Origin of the sequence: Streptomyces sp. NBC_01481 (genome assembly GCF_026339995.1) — a bacterium.
Classification (GTDB): Bacteria; Actinomycetota; Actinomycetes; order Streptomycetales; family Streptomycetaceae; genus Streptomyces.
Genome location: NZ_JAPEPT010000001.1, coordinates 714,373 through 730,032, shown reverse-complemented (window position 1 = coordinate 730,032; position 15,660 = coordinate 714,373). Strand labels below are relative to the sequence as shown.

13 protein-coding genes and 1 pseudogene are annotated in these 15,660 nt (G+C 69.6%); 8 read left to right on the top strand and 6 right to left on the bottom strand.

Going from position 1 to position 15,660, the window contains the following annotated elements:
• Positions 1 to 20 precede the first annotated feature (20 nt).
• Positions 21 to 1,250 (top strand): GNAT family N-acetyltransferase, encoded by a 1,230-nt coding sequence (locus OOK40_RS03425; protein ID WP_266476354.1) that lies wholly within the window; start codon positions 21 to 23, stop codon positions 1,248 to 1,250.
• Between the two features lie 16 nt (positions 1,251 to 1,266).
• On the opposite strand, the gene OOK40_RS03420 is transcribed toward OOK40_RS03425, so the two are convergent.
• Complete coding sequence (locus tag OOK40_RS03420; protein ID WP_266476353.1) at positions 1,267 to 2,076, bottom strand: Fpg/Nei family DNA glycosylase; 810 nt, start codon at positions 2,074 to 2,076, stop codon at positions 1,267 to 1,269.
• Between the two features lie 2 nt (positions 2,077 to 2,078).
• Complete coding sequence (locus OOK40_RS03415; RefSeq protein ID WP_266476351.1) at positions 2,079 to 2,567, bottom strand: ribose-5-phosphate isomerase; 489 nt, start codon at positions 2,565 to 2,567, stop codon at positions 2,079 to 2,081.
• Between the two features lie 182 nt (positions 2,568 to 2,749).
• Between OOK40_RS03415 and OOK40_RS03410 the strand changes: the two genes are divergently transcribed.
• Positions 2,750 to 4,246, top strand: a complete 1,497-nt coding sequence (locus tag OOK40_RS03410) for an amino acid permease (protein ID WP_266476349.1) — start codon at positions 2,750 to 2,752, stop codon at positions 4,244 to 4,246.
• A 91-nt stretch (positions 4,247 to 4,337) separates the two neighbouring features.
• Here the strand turns inward: OOK40_RS03410 and OOK40_RS03405 are convergent, their stop codons facing one another.
• Positions 4,338 to 4,922, bottom strand: a complete 585-nt coding sequence (locus OOK40_RS03405; protein ID WP_266476348.1) for a biotin transporter BioY — start codon at positions 4,920 to 4,922, stop codon at positions 4,338 to 4,340.
• A gap of 384 nt (positions 4,923 to 5,306) precedes the next feature.
• Here OOK40_RS03405 and OOK40_RS03400 point away from each other — a divergent pair, with 384 nt between their 5' ends.
• From OOK40_RS03400 to OOK40_RS03390, 3 genes are all read left to right on the top strand, one after another.
• A complete protein-coding gene (locus OOK40_RS03400; protein ID WP_266478829.1) occupies positions 5,307 to 6,710 on the top strand; it encodes an amino acid permease in 1,404 nt (467 codons plus the stop codon).
• A 209-nt stretch (positions 6,711 to 6,919) separates the two neighbouring features.
• The gene (locus tag OOK40_RS03395) at positions 6,920 to 8,002 is read left to right on the top strand and encodes a glycerophosphodiester phosphodiesterase family protein (protein WP_266476347.1); all 1,083 of its coding nucleotides are present in this window, start codon (positions 6,920 to 6,922) and stop codon (positions 8,000 to 8,002) included.
• A 263-nt stretch (positions 8,003 to 8,265) separates the two neighbouring features.
• On the top strand, positions 8,266 to 8,901 hold the full coding sequence (locus OOK40_RS03390; protein WP_266476346.1) for a superoxide dismutase: 636 nt from the start codon (positions 8,266 to 8,268) through the stop codon (positions 8,899 to 8,901).
• Positions 8,902 to 9,030: 129 nt separating this feature from the next.
• On the opposite strand, the gene OOK40_RS03385 is transcribed toward OOK40_RS03390, so the two are convergent.
• Positions 9,031 to 9,675, bottom strand: a complete 645-nt coding sequence (locus OOK40_RS03385; protein WP_266476344.1) for a DsbA family protein — start codon at positions 9,673 to 9,675, stop codon at positions 9,031 to 9,033.
• Positions 9,676 to 9,809: 134 nt separating this feature from the next.
• Here OOK40_RS03385 and pepN point away from each other — a divergent pair, with 134 nt between their 5' ends.
• Both pepN and OOK40_RS03375 read left to right on the top strand, forming a co-directional pair.
• A complete protein-coding gene (pepN, locus tag OOK40_RS03380) occupies positions 9,810 to 12,380 on the top strand; it encodes an aminopeptidase N (RefSeq protein WP_266476342.1) in 2,571 nt (856 codons plus the stop codon).
• Positions 12,381 to 12,602: 222 nt separating this feature from the next.
• Positions 12,603 to 13,628, top strand: coding sequence for a hypothetical protein (locus OOK40_RS03375; protein WP_266476340.1), 1,026 nt, complete (start codon positions 12,603 to 12,605; stop codon positions 13,626 to 13,628).
• 49 nt (positions 13,629 to 13,677) lie between these two features.
• Here the strand turns inward: OOK40_RS03375 and OOK40_RS03370 are convergent, their stop codons facing one another.
• Both OOK40_RS03370 and OOK40_RS03365 read right to left on the bottom strand, forming a co-directional pair.
• The gene (locus OOK40_RS03370; RefSeq protein ID WP_266476338.1) at positions 13,678 to 14,844 is read right to left on the bottom strand and encodes a serine hydrolase; all 1,167 of its coding nucleotides are present in this window, start codon (positions 14,842 to 14,844) and stop codon (positions 13,678 to 13,680) included.
• Positions 14,845 to 14,928: 84 nt separating this feature from the next.
• Positions 14,929 to 15,402, bottom strand: a complete 474-nt coding sequence (locus tag OOK40_RS03365; protein ID WP_266476336.1) for an NUDIX hydrolase — start codon at positions 15,400 to 15,402, stop codon at positions 14,929 to 14,931.
• A 55-nt stretch (positions 15,403 to 15,457) separates the two neighbouring features.
• On the opposite strand from OOK40_RS03365, the pseudogene OOK40_RS35400 reads away from it, so the two are divergent.
• A pseudogene (locus OOK40_RS35400) lies at positions 15,458 to 15,535 on the top strand (CGNR zinc finger domain-containing protein); the annotation flags it as partial.
• Between the last annotated feature and the right edge of the window lie 125 nt (positions 15,536 to 15,660).

The following is a 15,660-nucleotide window of genomic DNA, read 5'->3' as shown; positions in this document are numbered from 1 at the left end:
TGCCCTGGTAGGCATGGCATATGACTCTCGAACTTCGCGAACTGCGCCGTACCGAATGGGACCTCTGGTACGGCAAGTTGGAGCGCGCGTTCGGCGGTGTGGCGGAGGCCCCTGAGGAGCGTGAGCTTTACCATTCGCTGACCGAGCACGAGCGCTCCATCGGCGCCTGGGACGGCGACGAGTGCGTCGGGACGGCCGGGGCGTTCACGTTCGGGGTCTCGGTGCCGGGCGGCGCGATGGTTCCCGCCGCGGGCGTGACGATGGTCAGCGTGGCCGCGACACACCGCCGCCGCGGGGTGCTCACCGCGATGATGCGCCGCCAGCTCGACGACGTACGCGACTGCGGCGAGCCGATCGCCGTACTGACAGCGTCAGAACCGGAGATCTACGGACGATTCGGCTACGGCCTCGGGACCCAGCAGATGTCCCTGACTATCGACACCGTCCGGGGACACATCGCCCTCCCCAAGGGCGCGGACGCGGTCCGGCTGCGCTTCGCGGACGTCGCGGAGGTCGCGCCGGAGTGCGAGGCGGTGTACGTCCGCACCATCGGCTCGCGGCCCGGCATGCTCGCCCGCAGGCCCGGCTGGGAGCGGCTGCCGTTGCTCGACCCCGAGAGCGAGCGGCAGGGCGCCTCGCCGATGCAGTGCGTGGTCGCCGAGCGGGAGGGCGAGATCGTCGGTTTCGTGCGCTTCCACACCAAGCCGGACTGGGATGCGCAGGGCCCCAAGGGCAGCATCACCCTGCGGCACATCGAGGCGCTCGACCCGGTGACGTACGCCGTGCTGTGGCGCTTCCTCTTCGACATCGACCTGACGGTGCAGGTCGTGGCGCGCAACCGGCCGGTGGACGATCCGCTGCTGCATCTCGTCAATGACATCCGGCGGTGCGAAGTGCGGGTGCGGGACGGCATGTTCGTGCGGCTCATGGAGCTGGGCGCAGCCCTGGAGGCGCGTACGTACCAGACGCCGGTGGACGTCGTCTTCGACGTCGACGACGCCTTCTGCCCCTGGAACGCGGGGCGTTGGCGGCTGACCGGCGACCACAAGGGCGCGTCCTGCAAGCGGACCGAGGACCACGCAGATCTGGCGCTGTCCGTACGGGAGTTGGGCGCGGCATATCTGGGCGGGGTGTCGCTGGCCGCGCTGGCGGGGGCGGGGAGGGTGCGGGAGCTGCGGCAGGGGGCGCTGGCCGAGGCATCGGTGGCGTTCGCCTCGGACGTCGCGCCCTGGCTGCCGCACGGCTTCTAGTACGCGCGCCGGCACCTCAGGCCATCTGGCAGCCCGGGCACCAGAAAAGATTGCGTGCGGCGAGAGCGGCGGTGCGGATCTCTCCGCCGCAGACATGGCAGGGCAGGTGTGCCCGGCGGTAGACGTAGACCTCGCCGCCGTGGTCGTCGACTCGCGGCGGGCGGCCCATCGCATCGGGGGTGTGCTCGGGGCGGACGGTGTCGATGCGGTTGTTGCGTACTCCTTCGCGCATCAGCTCCACGAGGTCCGCCCAGATCGCGGTCCACTCGTCGTGGGTGAGGTCCTTGCCCGCGCGGTAGGGGTCGATGCCGTGCCGGAAGAGGACCTCGGCGCGGTAGACGTTGCCCACGCCCGCGATGATCTTCTGGTCCATGAGCAGCGCGGCGACGGTGGTTCGGGAGCGGGAGATACGGGCCCAGGCGCGGTCAGGATCGTCGGCGGGGCGCAGCGGGTCGGGGCCCAGACGCTCGTGTATCGCCGCCTTCTCACCGTCCGCGATCAGCCCGCAGGCCGTGGGCCCGCGCAGATCCACATAGGCCGTCGCATTGGCCAGCCGCAGCCGCACGGTGTCGGTCGGCGGCGGCGCGGGCGCGTCGCCGAAGGCGACCTTGCCGAACAGGCCGAGATGGATATGGACCCAGCCGAGCGGGCCGAAGCCGAGGAAGAGGTGCTTGCCGTGCGCCTCGGTGCTCTCAAGAGCCTGGCCGTCGAGCAGCGCCGCGCTGTCGGAGAACTTCCCCTGCGGGCTGGTCGCCCGCACAGGCCGGCCGCCGAACCTCTCGAAGTGGTCGGCGGCCAGTCGGTGGATCGTATGACCCTCGGGCACGCTCAGCCCTGCTGCGGGTGGTGGGCCGGGATCGGGGGAAGCTCGCCGGTCTCCTCGTACGCCGAGAGCATCTCGATACGGCGGGTGTGACGCTCCTCACCCGAGTACGGGGTGGAGAGGAAGATCTCGACGAACTTCACCGACTCTTCCGGCGTGTGCATCCGGCCGCCGATGGAGATCACGTTCGCGTTGTTGTGCTCACGGCCAAGCGCTGCGGTCTGCTCGCTCCAGGCGAGTGCGGCGCGCACTCCCTTGACCTTGTTGGCGGCGATCTGCTCGCCGTTGCCGGAGCCGCCGATCACGATGCCCAGGCTGTCCGGGTCCGCGGCCGTCTTCTCGGCGGCACGCAGGCAGAACGGGGGGTAGTCGTCCTGGGCGTCGTAGATGTGGGGACCGCAGTCGACGGGCTCGTGGCCGTGGGCCGTGAGCCACTCGACGAGGTGGTTCTTGAGTTCGAAGCCGGCATGGTCGGAGCCGAGGTACACGCGCATGATCCGAGTGTGGCACGCGAGTGTCCGGGTAGCGGTGACCGGGGTCAGGCCCTGTCGGGGCCGCGGGCTTCCGCCTATCGCCCGGACCTAACGATCCGGAGACGGGACTTCACACATCTGGAGTCGCGCGTTTGAATGCGGGGGCTCGTGACCCGAGTGCACTCAAACCTAAGGATTCGTCCATGACCTCGCAGCAGACCCTCATGAAGGAAGGCGAGAAGGCCGGTACGACCGGTAACTCGCAGCCCTCCGGTGGTCTCCAGGCCGGACTCAAGAACCGGCATCTGTCCATGATCGCCATCGGCGGTGTGATCGGCGCCGGCCTGTTCGTCGGCTCCAAGGCGGGTATCGCCGCGGCGGGCCCAGCCATCCTCCTCTCGTACGCACTCGTGGGTGCGCTGGTCGTCTTCGTGATGCGGATGCTCGGCGAGATGGCGGCGGCCAACCCGACCTCCGGCTCGTTCTCCGCCTACGCGGACCGGGCGCTCGGCCGCTGGGCCGGGTTCTCCATCGGCTGGCTCTACTGGTTCTTCTGGGTCGTCGTGCTGGCGGTCGAGGCGACGGCCGGCGCGGACATCCTCGAAGGATGGGTACCGGGGGTCCCGCAGTGGGGCTGGGCGCTGATCGTGATGGTCGTGCTGACGGCGACGAACCTCGTGTCCGTGTCCTCGTACGGCGAGTTCGAGTTCTGGTTCGCGGGCATCAAGGTCGTGGCGATCGGCGCGTTCATAGTGATCGGCCTGCTGGCCGTCTTCGGCGTGCTGCCGGGCTCCGACAACCCGGGCGCGGGCTTCGCGCACCTGACGGACGCCGGCGGGTTCATGCCGAACGGCGCGGGCGCGATTCTCACCGGCGTGCTGATGGTCGTCTTCTCCTTCATGGGCAGTGAGATCGTGACCCTGGCGGCGGGCGAGTCCGAGGACCCGCAGCGCGCGGTCACCAAGGCGACGAACAGCGTGATCTGGCGGATCGGCGTCTTCTACCTGGGCTCGATCTTCGTGGTGCTGACGCTGCTGCCGTGGAACGACGAGTCGATCCTCGCCAAGGGCTCGTACGTCGCGTCCCTGGACTCGATCGGGATCGCGCACGCCGGGCAGATCATGAACGTGATCGTGCTGACGGCCGTGCTGTCGTGCCTCAACTCCGGCCTGTACACGGCCTCCCGCATGGCGTTCTCGCTCGGACGGCGCGGCGACGCACCGAAGGCCTTCGGCCGTACGAACTCGCGGGGCGTGCCGCAGGCGGCGATCCTCGGCTCTGTCGTCTTCGGCTTCCTCGCCGTCTTCTTCAACTACAAGTGGCCCGACACGGTCTTCGCGTTCCTGCTGAACGCGTCCGGTGCGGTCGCGCTGTTCGTGTGGCTGGTCATCTGCGTCACGCAGCTGCGGATGCGCGGGATCATCCTGCGCGAGTCGCCGGAGAAGCTGATCGTGCGGATGTGGCTCTTCCCGTATCTGACGTGGCTGACGATCGGCATGATCGTTTTCGTGCTCGGCTACATGGTCTACGACGGTGGCGACGCGCGGGAGCAGGTGCTGCTGTCGCTGCTGGTGGCGGTGCTCGTGGTGGGCGTCGCGGTGGTGCGGCAGATGCTGGGCAAGGGCGGCGCGGCTGCCGATGCCGGTGCGGCTGCCGATGCCGATCAGAGCGGTGTGAAGGACTCGGTCACGTCTTCGTGAGTGGTCAGGGCGGCGTCCTGTAAGGCGCTCAGGGGCCCGCGGCCGTCGGTGGCCGCGGGCCCCTGCGCCGTAAGAGCAAGGACCGCCGGCGTCAGCCGCGGCGGCCGACGAGCTTCCAGGCCGCGGGCAGTGCACCCATCGCCAGCGCCGCCTTCAGCGCGTCGCCGATCAGGAACGGCGTCAGACCGGCGGCGACGGCCTGCGACAGCGTCATGCCGGTGGCCAGCGCGAGATACGGGACACCGACCGCGTAGATGATCAGGGAGCCGACCGCCATCGCGGCCGCGGTGCGCAGCACCGAGCGGTCGGCGCCGCGGCGCGCGAGGGCGCCGACGACCGTGGCCGCGACCATCATTCCGAGGATGTAGCCGAAGGACGGCATCCCGTAGCCCGACGCGGCCTGCGCGAACCAGGGCGTGCCCGCCATGCCCGCCACCGCGTACAGCGCGAGGGAGAGAAAGCCGCGGCGGGCGCCGAGCGCGGTGCCGACGAGGAGGGCCGCGAAGGTCTGGCCGGAGACCGGGACCGGTGAGCCGGGGACCGGGACGGCGATCTGGGCCGCGATGCCGGTGAGCGCGGCGCCGCCGATTACGAGCGCGATGTCCTTCGCACGGGATGCGGGCAGCAGGTCGGCGAGGACCACTCCGGGGCGGGACGTGACGGAAGCAGTACTCATCGGGACTCCGCTGAGGCGAGGACGGGTTGGGGGACACGGCGACGCTAGCCCACGGGGAATGTGCTGATCACGGTCGGCCGACGACAAAGGCCCACCGCGCTGATTGGTGGGGATCACACAAAGGCGGCGCGACATGCGCGAGTTGGCGTGATGCTCGTCACTGAGGTCGGAGCATGGTCGGCCCGTTTTGCGCGGAGGGGCCGTTGTTGGGGACACTGTGGGATCTTGCCAAATGAACGAGGAGGGCAAGGAGCAGGTGGGCGTGAGGATGTGTTCACCAGGTGTAAGCATCGTGCCCGTATAGCGGACATCCGTTCCGTGTAAGCGGTACACGCAACCAGACTGTGGGCCCTCCCCGTCTCAGCTACTGAACAGGGCATGCCCATGTCTCGGACCTCCGCGCCCGCGCCCGTCGACCAGCAGGCCGACGCCCCGCTCTCGCACGGACTCAAACAACGCCATCTCTCGATGATCGCCCTCGGCGGCGTCATCGGAGCCGGACTCTTCGTCGGATCCGGCGCAGGTATCGCCGCGGCCGGCCCGTCGATCGTCATCGCGTATGCGGTCTCCGGCCTTCTCGTCATGCTCGTGATGCGCATGCTCGGCGAGATGTCGGCGGCGAACCCGGCATCCGGCTCCTTCTCGGTGCATGCCGAACGGGCGATCGGCCCCTGGGCCGGATTCACGGCGGGCTGGGCGTTCTGGTTCCTGCTCTGTGTTGCTGTCGGCCTCGAAGGCATCGGTGCGGCGAAGATCATGACGGGCTGGCTTCCCGGCACGCACGAGTGGGCCTGGGTCGCGCTGTTCATGCTGGTGTTCTGCGGCACGAACCTGGCTGCCGTGAAGAACTTCGGCGAGTTCGAGTTCTGGTTCGCGGCGATCAAGGTCGGCGCGATCGCCCTCTTCCTTGGCATCGGCGCGCTGGCGATCCTCGGCATCCTGCCCGGCACGGACGCGCCCGGCACCGCCAACCTCACCGGCGAGGGCGGCTTCTTGCCGAACGGCACGGAGGGTCTGGTCGTCGGACTGCTCGCCTCCGTCTTCGCGTACGGCGGTCTGGAGACGGTCACCATCGCCGCGGCCGAGTCCGAGCACCCGGTCCAGGGCGTCGCCAAGGCCGTGCGTACGGCGATGTGGCGTATCGCGGTCTTCTACATCGGCTCGATGGCGGTCATCGTCACGCTGGTCCCGTGGGGCGACCCGAAGGTCGTCGAGAAGGGCCCGTACGTTGCGACGCTGGACCACCTGGGCATCCCCGCGGCCGGTCAGATCATGAACGTGGTCGTGCTGGTGGCCCTGCTCTCGGCGATGAACGCCAACGTCTACGGCGCCTCCCGCATGGCCTGCTCGCTGGTTGCCCGCGGCCAGGGCCCGAGGGCGCTCGGCCGTACCTCCGGCGGGGTGCCGCGCACCGCGGTGCTGGTGTCGTCCGTGTTCGGGTTCCTGTGCGTACTGCTCAGCTACTGGCGGCCCAACGACGTCTTCACGTGGCTGCTCAACATGATCGGCGCGATCATTCTGGTCGTATGGATCTTCATCGCGGTCTCGCAGCTGGTGCTGCGCCGACGCACCGAACGCGAGGACCCGTCAAAGCTGGTCGTGAAGATGTGGCTCTACCCGGCGCTGACGTGGGTCGCGCTCGCGGGCATGGTCGCGATCTTCGTCCTGATGGCACGGGAGCCGGACACCCGTACGCAGCTGTACTACACAGGTGGGCTGACGGTGGCTCTGGCGGCTGTGGGCTACGTCCGCCAGGTGCGGGCGCGGCGGGTGGGGGCCGCGGGCTGAGTTCCTCCCACCGCGGGCCGCAATTCAGCCCGTCCGGCGTGTGACGACACTCCCCCTACGCCCTGCGGGCGTAGGGGGAGTACGGCGTTCGGGGCGGACCGCGCACGCAGGACATGACACGGACACTCCCCCGCCTCCTCACCGCAATCCGGCGTGGCAAGCGTGATGAACAAACGCGCCCCACGACCGGATCCGATGAGGAGACCCGCATGCCCGCGATGCCGAGACGCCGTTCGATCCTGCTCGCCGCAGGCGCCGCCACCGCCACCACCGCCGTGACCGCGCTGCCCGCCGCCGCGGCGGAGCATCAACACCCGCACCCCGCACGCCCGTTGGTGATCGGCCACCGCGGCTCCGCGGGCTGGCGGCCCGAGCACACGGCCGCGGCGTACACCTTCGCCGTCCAGGCGGGTGCCGACTGGATCGAGCCGGACCTCGTCCCCACCAAGGACCATGTGCTGGTCGTCCGGCACGAGAACGAGATCTCACAGACGACGGACATCGCGAAGCATCCCGAGTTCGCGGAGCGCCGCACCACGAAGACGGTCGACGGGCGCGCGGTGACCGGCTGGTTCACCGAGGACTTCACGCTCGCCGAGCTGAAGAGCCTCCGGGCGGTCGAGCGACTGCCGCTGATCCGCAACCGCAACACCGTTTTCGACGGTACCCAGCAGATCATGACCTTCCAGGAGGTCGTCGATCTCGCCCGCGCGCTCTCCAAGCGGTACGGCCGAAGGGTCGCCGTCTTCCCGGAGACCAAGCACCCGACGTACTTCCGCTCCATCGGCCTCCCGCTGGAGCCCCAGCTCGTACGCGTCGTCCGCCGGAACCGGCTCGACGCCCGTGAGTGCGTCATCCAGTCCTTCGAGCCGTCCAGCCTGCTGCGGATCGCGGGCGCGCGGCTGCGGCTTCCGCTGTGGCAGGCGCTCGGCACCACCGGTGGTCCCTACGGCCACACCGCGACGTATGCCCAGATGATGAAGCCCGACGGGCTGCGCGAGATCGCGGAGTACGCGCACTGGATCGGCCCGGACAAGTCCTCGGTCGTCGCGCCCTCGGCGCTGCTGGCCGACGCGCACACCGCGGGCCTGAAGGTGGGCGCGTACACCTTCCGCGCGGAGAACCAGTTCCTGCCCGCCGCGCTGCGCCGCGGGACGAACCCCAACGACTTCGGTGAGGCGTTCGCCGAGTACGCCCTGCACTACGGGCTCGGCGTGGACGCGGTCGTCACCGACTTCCCGGACCTCGCCGTGATCGCCAGGGACCAGTGGGCCGGGGACTCGGAGTCCTAGGTCGTGTCTTCAAAGTCCCGTCTGCCTGGCGACGCCCGGCACGCACGCTCGCTGCGTTGTCGTCAGTCGCCGACGCTCCGCGTGGGCTCCATCCTCCGCCTTGCGATCGCACGCACCAGACGCCGCCGGGCCCGCCCTTCGGGCGGACGACGCTACTTTGAAGACACTCCCCAGGGCCGGCGCCTGATCATGACCCGACCCTCTTGCTGCTAGCGTGCACTTGCATATGATGTGCAATAAGCAGTCGGAGGGACCGGACAGACATGGCCGTTTACACACTTCCTGAACTTCCTTATGACTACGCGGCGCTCGAACCGGTCATCAATCCGCAGATCATCGAGCTCCACCACGACAAGCACCACGCCGCCTACGTCAAGGGTGCCAACGACACCCTGGAGCAGCTCGAAGAGGCCCGCGACAAGGAGGCCTGGGGGACGATCAACGGGCTGGAGAAGAACCTCGCGTTCCATCTCTCCGGCCACATACTGCACTCGATCTACTGGCACAACATGACCGGCGACGGCGGCGGCGAGCCGCTGGCCGCGGACGGCGTCGGCGAGCTCGCGGACTCGATCGCCGAGTCCTTCGGATCCTTCGCCAAGTTCAGGTCCCAGCTGACCAAGGCCTCCGCGACCACACAGGGTTCGGGCTGGGGCGTTCTCGCGTACGAGCCGGTCAGCGGGCGTCTCATCGTCGAGCAGGTCTACGACCACCAGGGCAACGTCGGCCAGGGCTCGGTCCCGATCCTGGTCTTCGACGCCTGGGAGCACGCGTTCTACCTTCAGTACAAGAACCAGAAGGTGGACTTCATCGAGGCGATGTGGCAGGTCGTCAACTGGCAGGACGTGGCGAGGCGTTACGACCGGGCCAAGGAACGCACCCCACTCATCACCCCGTGAGCAGGGGAACCTGAAGCGTCCTGCCCGTGATCGTCTTCTCAGCCTTCACGTGCGGGCGGTATGACGAAGGACCCCCGCGAGGACCTGACTCGCGGGGGTCCTTCCAGGAGCAAAGACCGAGGGGAGAGGTCAGTCGAAGATCGGGCCCTGCGTCCGCGTGCGCTTGATCTCGTAGAAGCCGGGGATCGACGCGACCATCAGCGTGCCGTCCCAGAGCTTCGCCGCCTCCTCGCCCTTCGGGGCGGGCGTGACGACCGGGCCGAAGAACGCGAGCTGCTCGCCGTCCGAGCCCGGGACCGCGATGACAGGGGTGCCGACGTCCTGGCCGACCTTGTCGATGCCCTCCTTGTGGGAGGCGCGCAGCTCGGTGTCGTACGCGTCGGAGTCGGCGTACTCGATCAGCTCGGCCGGGAGGCCCACATCCTCCAGCGCCTCGGCTATGGCCTCGCGGGTCGCGCCCTCGCCGCGGTTGTGGAAGCGGGTGCCGAGCGCGGTGTAGAGGTCCGCGAGCACCTCGTCGCCGTGCTTCTGCTGCGCGGCGATGACGACCCGGACCGGGCCCCATGCCTGCTTCATGGCCTCGCGGTACTTGTCGGGGAGCTCGTCGAGCTTGGGCTCGTTCAGGACGGCGAGGCTCATCACATGCCAGCGGACCTCGACGTCGCGGACCTTCTCCACTTCGAGCATCCAGCGCGAGGTCATCCACGCCCAGGGGCAGAGGGGGTCGAACCAGAAGTCGACGGGGGTCTTGCCAGTCTGACCGTTCTCGGACATGTCTCTCCTCGTCATGGCGTCACGCACGCCTCCCATCGGCAACGCCGATGGTCACCGGACGATTCCCGCACGTACCCCGCTCAGGTGTGCATGGGAGGATCGGTCCTGTCCGAACGAGACACGAAGGAGTGCCCGTGCCCGGTGAGAATCTGTCCCGCGACGAGGCCCGTCGACGGGCCGAACTGGTGTCCGTCGACGGGTACGAGGTTGCCCTCGATCTGCGTTCCGCGGTCGGGGAGACCCCGGAGGGCTCCGGGCCACGCACCTTCCGTTCGGTGACGACGATCCGCTTCCGCTGCGGCGAGCCGGGCGCATCGACCTTCGCGGATCTGCTGGCGCCCGCCGTGACGGCCGTCACGCTGAACGGCGAGAAGCTGGACGCGGCCGCCGTCTTCGACGGCTCGCGGATCGCGCTCGACTCTCTGGCCGCGGAGAACGTACTGGTCGTGGACGCGCAGTGCGCGTACAGCCGTACCGGCGAGGGACTGCACCGCTTCGTCGACCCGGAGGACGGCGAGGTCTATCTCTACACGCAGTACGAGCCGGCCGACGCCCGCCGTGTCTTCGCCACTTTCGAGCAGCCGGACCTCAAGGCGCCGTTCCGCTTCGAGGTGACCGCGCCGGAGGGCTGGACCGTCTGGAGCAACGGCGAGGGCGCGCGGGACGAGGACGGCGTGTGGCGCTTCGCCGAGACGAAGCCGATCTCCTCGTACATCACAGCGGTCGTGGCCGGTCCGTACCACTACGAGACCGACGTCTACACGCGCACCTTCGACGACGGGACGACGCTGGAGATCCCGCTCGGCGCGATGTGCCGCAAGGGACTCGCCAGGCACTTCGACGCCGACGACATCTTCCTGGTGACGCGGCAGGGGCTGGACTTCTTCCACGACCACTTCGACTATCCGTACCCCTTCGGGAAGTACGACCAGGCGTTCGTGCCGGAGTACAACATCGGGGCGATGGAGAACCCGGGCTGTGTGACCTTCCGCGAGGAGTTCATCTTCCGGGGGAAGGTGACGCAGGCGTCGTACGAGCGCCGGGCGAACGTCATCCTGCATGAGATGGCGCACATGTGGTTCGGCGATCTGGTCACCATGGTGTGGTGGGACGACCTGTGGCTGAAGGAGTCCTTCGCGGACTTCATGGGCAGCTTCTCGATGGTGGGGGCGACCCGCTTCACCAACGGCTGGATCACCTTCGCCAACAACCGCAAGTCGTGGGCGTACCGGGCGGACCAGCTGCCGTCGACCCATCCGATCACGGCCGACATCCGTGACCTGGAGGACGCCAAGCTGAACTTCGACGGGATCACGTACGCGAAGGGCGCGTCCGTACTGAAGCAGCTCGTCGCGTACGTCGGCCAGGACGCTTTCCTGGAGGGCGCGCGACGCTACTTCAAGCGGCACGCGTACGGGAACACGCGCCTCGCCGACCTGCTGGCGGTGCTCGAAGAGACGTCCGGGCGGGACATGGCGACATGGTCGCGGTCCTGGCTGGAGACGGCGGGCGTCAACTCGCTGACCCCTGTGGTGACGTACGACGCGGGCGACCGGATCACCGAGCTCGCGGTTGCGCAGGACGGCGACGAGCTGAGGCCGCACCGGGCGGCGGTCGGTCTCTACCGCGGCGAGGCGGGTGCGCTGGTGCGCTACGCCCGCGCCGAGGTGGACGTCACCGGGCCCCGGACGGTCGTGGACGCGCTCGCTGGCGCCGAGCGGCCCGAACTGATCCTGGTCAACGACGAGGACCTGACGTACTGCAAGATCCGCTTCGACGAGGGCTCCCTGGCGACGCTGCGCAGCCACCTGGGCGACATCACGGACCCGCTGGCGCGGGCGCTGTGCTGGTCGGCGCTGTGGAATCTGACGCGGGACGCGCTGATGCCCACGCGGGACTTCATCGACCTGGTGCTGCGGTTCGCGGGACGCGAGTCGGACATCGGCGTGCTGCAGATGCTGCACATGTGGGTCCGCTCGGCGCTGCACCACTACGCGGCGCCCGGCTGGCGCGAGCAGGGCGCACGGCTGCTCGCGGAGGGCGCGCTGCGGGAGCTGCGGCAGTCCGAGCCGGGCAGCCAGCACCAGCTGACGTGGGCGCGGTTCTTCGCCACTACCGCGACGTCGGCGGCGGATCTGCAGCTGCTGCGGGGCCTGTTGGAGGGTTCGGCGAAGATCGACGGCCTGGACGTTGACCAGGAACTGCGGTGGGCTTTCGTGGAGCCGCTGGCCTCGCACGGGGTGGCGGACGAGACCTTCATCGCGGCGGAACTCGCCCGCGACGACACCGCCTCGGGCAAGCGCCACCAGGTCCGCTGCCTGGCGGCGCGCCCGTCGGCGGCGGTCAAGGACCAGGCGTGGGCGCAGGTCGTCGAGTCCGACTCGCTGTCCAACGCACTGGTGGAGGCGACGATTTCCGGCTTCGCGCAGGCGGGGCAGCGGGAGCTGCTGTCGCCGTACGTGCCGAAGTACTTCGAGGCGATCGAGCGCGTGTGGGAGGAGCGGTCGATCCAGATCGGCATGGACGTGGTGAAGGGCCTGTTCCCGGGCCTGCAGGACAGCGAGGCGACGCTGGCGGCGACGGACGCGTGGCTTGCGGCGCACGAGGGGGCGGCGCCGGCGCTGAGGCGGCTGGTGCGGGAGTCGCGGGACGACCTGGCGAGGGGGCTGCGGGCGCAGGCGTGCGATGCGGGGGCGTCGGGCTGACGTCGGGTGGGGTGCGCCTGCGGCGGGCTTCACCCCACCCCGCCCCTTCCCGTAACCGGGGCTCCGCCCCGGACCCCGCTCCTCAAACGCCGGAGGGGCTGAATGTGCCGCTGCGTCTGATCGGCAGTCGAACGCCCGTACTTTAGGACGAGGTTGTCCCGAAATGTCGACGAGCCTGTAACAGCGGTTAGCTCCCCGACCCCCCGCGGGCATCCCCGTCGCATGAACCACAACACCCCGCTCTCCCCCCTCCCCCTCTCCCACCTCTCCGACGTCCAGCGCCGCGTCCTCTCCGCCGTGCAGCTGCGGGCGCACGGAGTGTCCGCCGCGCGGACCACCGCGCAGTGCCGGCCCGGTGGACCCTGGCAGTTGCTGCTGCCCGGGGTGTTTCTGCTGCACCCCGGCCCGCCGACGAGCGAGGAGCGGCTGCACGGCGCGCTCCTGTACGCCGGGCGCCCGGTGATTCCCGCGCAGGGCGAGCCCCGGAGCGCCGCGCCCCGCTACGGGGAGGCCATGGTCACCGGGCTCGCCGCCCTTGCCCTGCATCAGTTCTCCTCCGCCCCGCCGCTCCTCTCCCTCGAACGGATCGACGTCCTCGTGCCCCGCACCCGGCGGCTGCGGTCGACCGGTTGCGCCAGGCTCGTGCGCTCGCACGAGCTGCCGGGACCGCAGGAGATCACCGGCGTGCCCGTCGCGCCCGTGCCGCGTGCCCTCGCTGACGCCGTGGCGGAGCTCACGGATGCCCATGTCGTACGGCAGCTGCTCACCGAGGCCGTCCGCGGCGGGCACTGCGAACCCGCCGCGGTCGTCAAGGAGCTGAACCGGGCGCGGCTGCTCAACCGCCCCCATGTCGTCGACGCCGTCGACTGGCTGCTCGCCGAGGGCCGGGCGCTGGCCGAGGACCGGCTGTACGACCTGGTACGCGAGCACGGCCTGCCCGTCCCCGTGTGGAACGTGGACCTGCGCCTCCCCGGCGGCCCGCACCTCGGCGGCCTCGACGCCTACTGGCCCGAACAGGCCGTCGCCGTCGAGCTGGACACCCGTGCGCCCCGCCACGACGAGGACGCGCTCTGGTCGGAGTACGCCCGTAAGCGCGAGCATCTGGAGCGGCTCGGCATCACCGTCGTGTACATCACGCCGCGCAAGCTGCGGGATGCGCCGGAGCAACAGGCGACCGTGGTCCGCACCGCCCTGATGGCGGCGGCGGACCGCGACCCGGCCGCCTATGTCGTGGTGCTCCCGCGCTAGGGGGTGCGCGGCGGGCGAGCCCAGCCTGATCCGTCGGACACCCCCTAGGTCAGCCGCAGAACTCCGCCTCCACGACAGCCCAGCTGTCCCCCGACCAGTCGCCGTTGAAGTTCATCGCCAGCGAATGGCTCCCGTCCCGCGTGGTGAGCGCCTCGGACGACGACCCGTGGATCCCGCCTCCGTGGCCCCAGACGTCCTTGCCGCAGCTCGTCTTGATCTGCATCAGGCCGAGGCCGTAGCGCTTGTCCTGATCCTTCGGGTCCATCGCGACGGTGGCGGTCATCTCCCGCAGCTGCTTGCGCGGCAGCAAATCGCCCTTCAGCAGCGCCCGGTAGAAGCGCTGCAGATCGGCGGAGTCGGAGACCATCTCGCCGGCCGAACCCGCGGCCGACGGGTTCAGTTCGGTCACATCGTGGATCTTCGCCTTGGGGTCCTCGGACAGTTTCGAGTAGGCCCGGCCGCTGGGGCGCGGCATCCGGGCGTCGGTTCCCGGGAGGGAGGTGGCGCGCAGCGAGAGCGGGCGCAGGATCCGGCGCTCGATCTCGGCGCCGTACGCACGTCCCGTCGCCTTCTCGACGACCATCCCGGCGAGGATGAAGTTGGTGTTGGAGTAGTGCCAGCTCGCGCCGGGCGCGAAATAGGGCTTGTGCCCCATCGCGAGGCCGACCAGCCGACGCGGGGTCCAGGTGTCGTAGCGGTGCTGGAAGAAGCCGTCACCGAAGACCTTCTCCAGGAAGCCCTGGTCGTCGGTGTAGTTGTAGATCCCGCTGGTGTGGTTGAGGAGCTGCCTCAGGGTGATCCGGCGACCGTCGTGGCCGTTGCCGCGCACCACGCCGGGCAGCCAGTGGTCCACCGTGTCGTCCAGGCTCAGTCTGCCTTCCGCCTCCAGCTGGAGCACGACGGTGGCGACGAAGGTCTTGGTGATGGACCCGACGCGGTAGCGGTCCTGCGGCAGGCGTTCGCGCCCGGTCCTCAGGTTCGCGACGCCGGCCGTGCCGTTCCATGTGCCGTCGCGGTCGCGCGCCTGGGCGAGGACTCCGGGCACCCCGTCGCGGACGGCGGCCTCGATCGCCCGCTGCGTGGCGCGGTGGTTGCCGCTCCCTGCCGTTCCGCTGTCCGCGGCTGCGGGGCTCACCAGCGCGCCGGTGGCCAGGGTTGCCACCGCCACCGCTCCTGTCAACGCCGTCCGAACCGTGCGTACTGAACGTCCTGCCATCCCGGTCTCCTGTCTCCGACTGCGGTCGAAGGACAGGACTCGGACGGCGCGTACGGCGTTGCCCGGAGTGCCAGGGTTGAGCGGCTATCGGCCATTGCGGACGACGCGGCCCACCGGGGGCCTGGAGCGCCACAGTTCCAGGCCGATGTCGACCAGTTCGACCCGCTCCAGACCGGTCACCGAGGCGAGCGGATGCCAGGCTGCAAGGTCCGTCGACCCGTCCGTCTCATGGCGCAGCTCGCCGCCGGTGACCCTCCCCTCGTACACGATGCGCAGCCCCTGGAAGTCGGCGAACGCACCGAGTCTGCGGGGGTACTGGCGGCGGATGGTGTCCAGGCCGAGCAGTGCGGTCATCTCCGACGCGTAGCCCGTCTCTTCTTCGACCTCGCGGACGACGGTGTCGAGCGGGTCCTCCCCGTGGTCCATGCCGCCTCCGGGCAGCGTCCACTTCTTGGCGCCGTCGCGGGCCACCCAGCGGGCGAGCAGGATCTGTTCCTCCCGTACGCACACGGCGTATGCCGCAACCCTCAACTCCCTGTTCCGCAACTGCTTGTTCATGCGGTGAGGGTAGACGTACGCCCAAGATCCCCATTTCAGTGGAGTCGGGTCCCGGCGGCGCCGGTGCTCCATGGCCGTGTGCGGCAACCGGGCGAAGGCCTCGCGACACCACGCGCTCGGACGCGGGGACTGAATCTCCCCTTTGCCCCTCATGGCGTACCGTCCGCAGTGGCGGGTTTCCGCCATGACCACATCATGCCTCTGACAACTCTCCACAAACCCCTGTCACTTACGCAAGGCTGAGCGGTCATCCGGCAC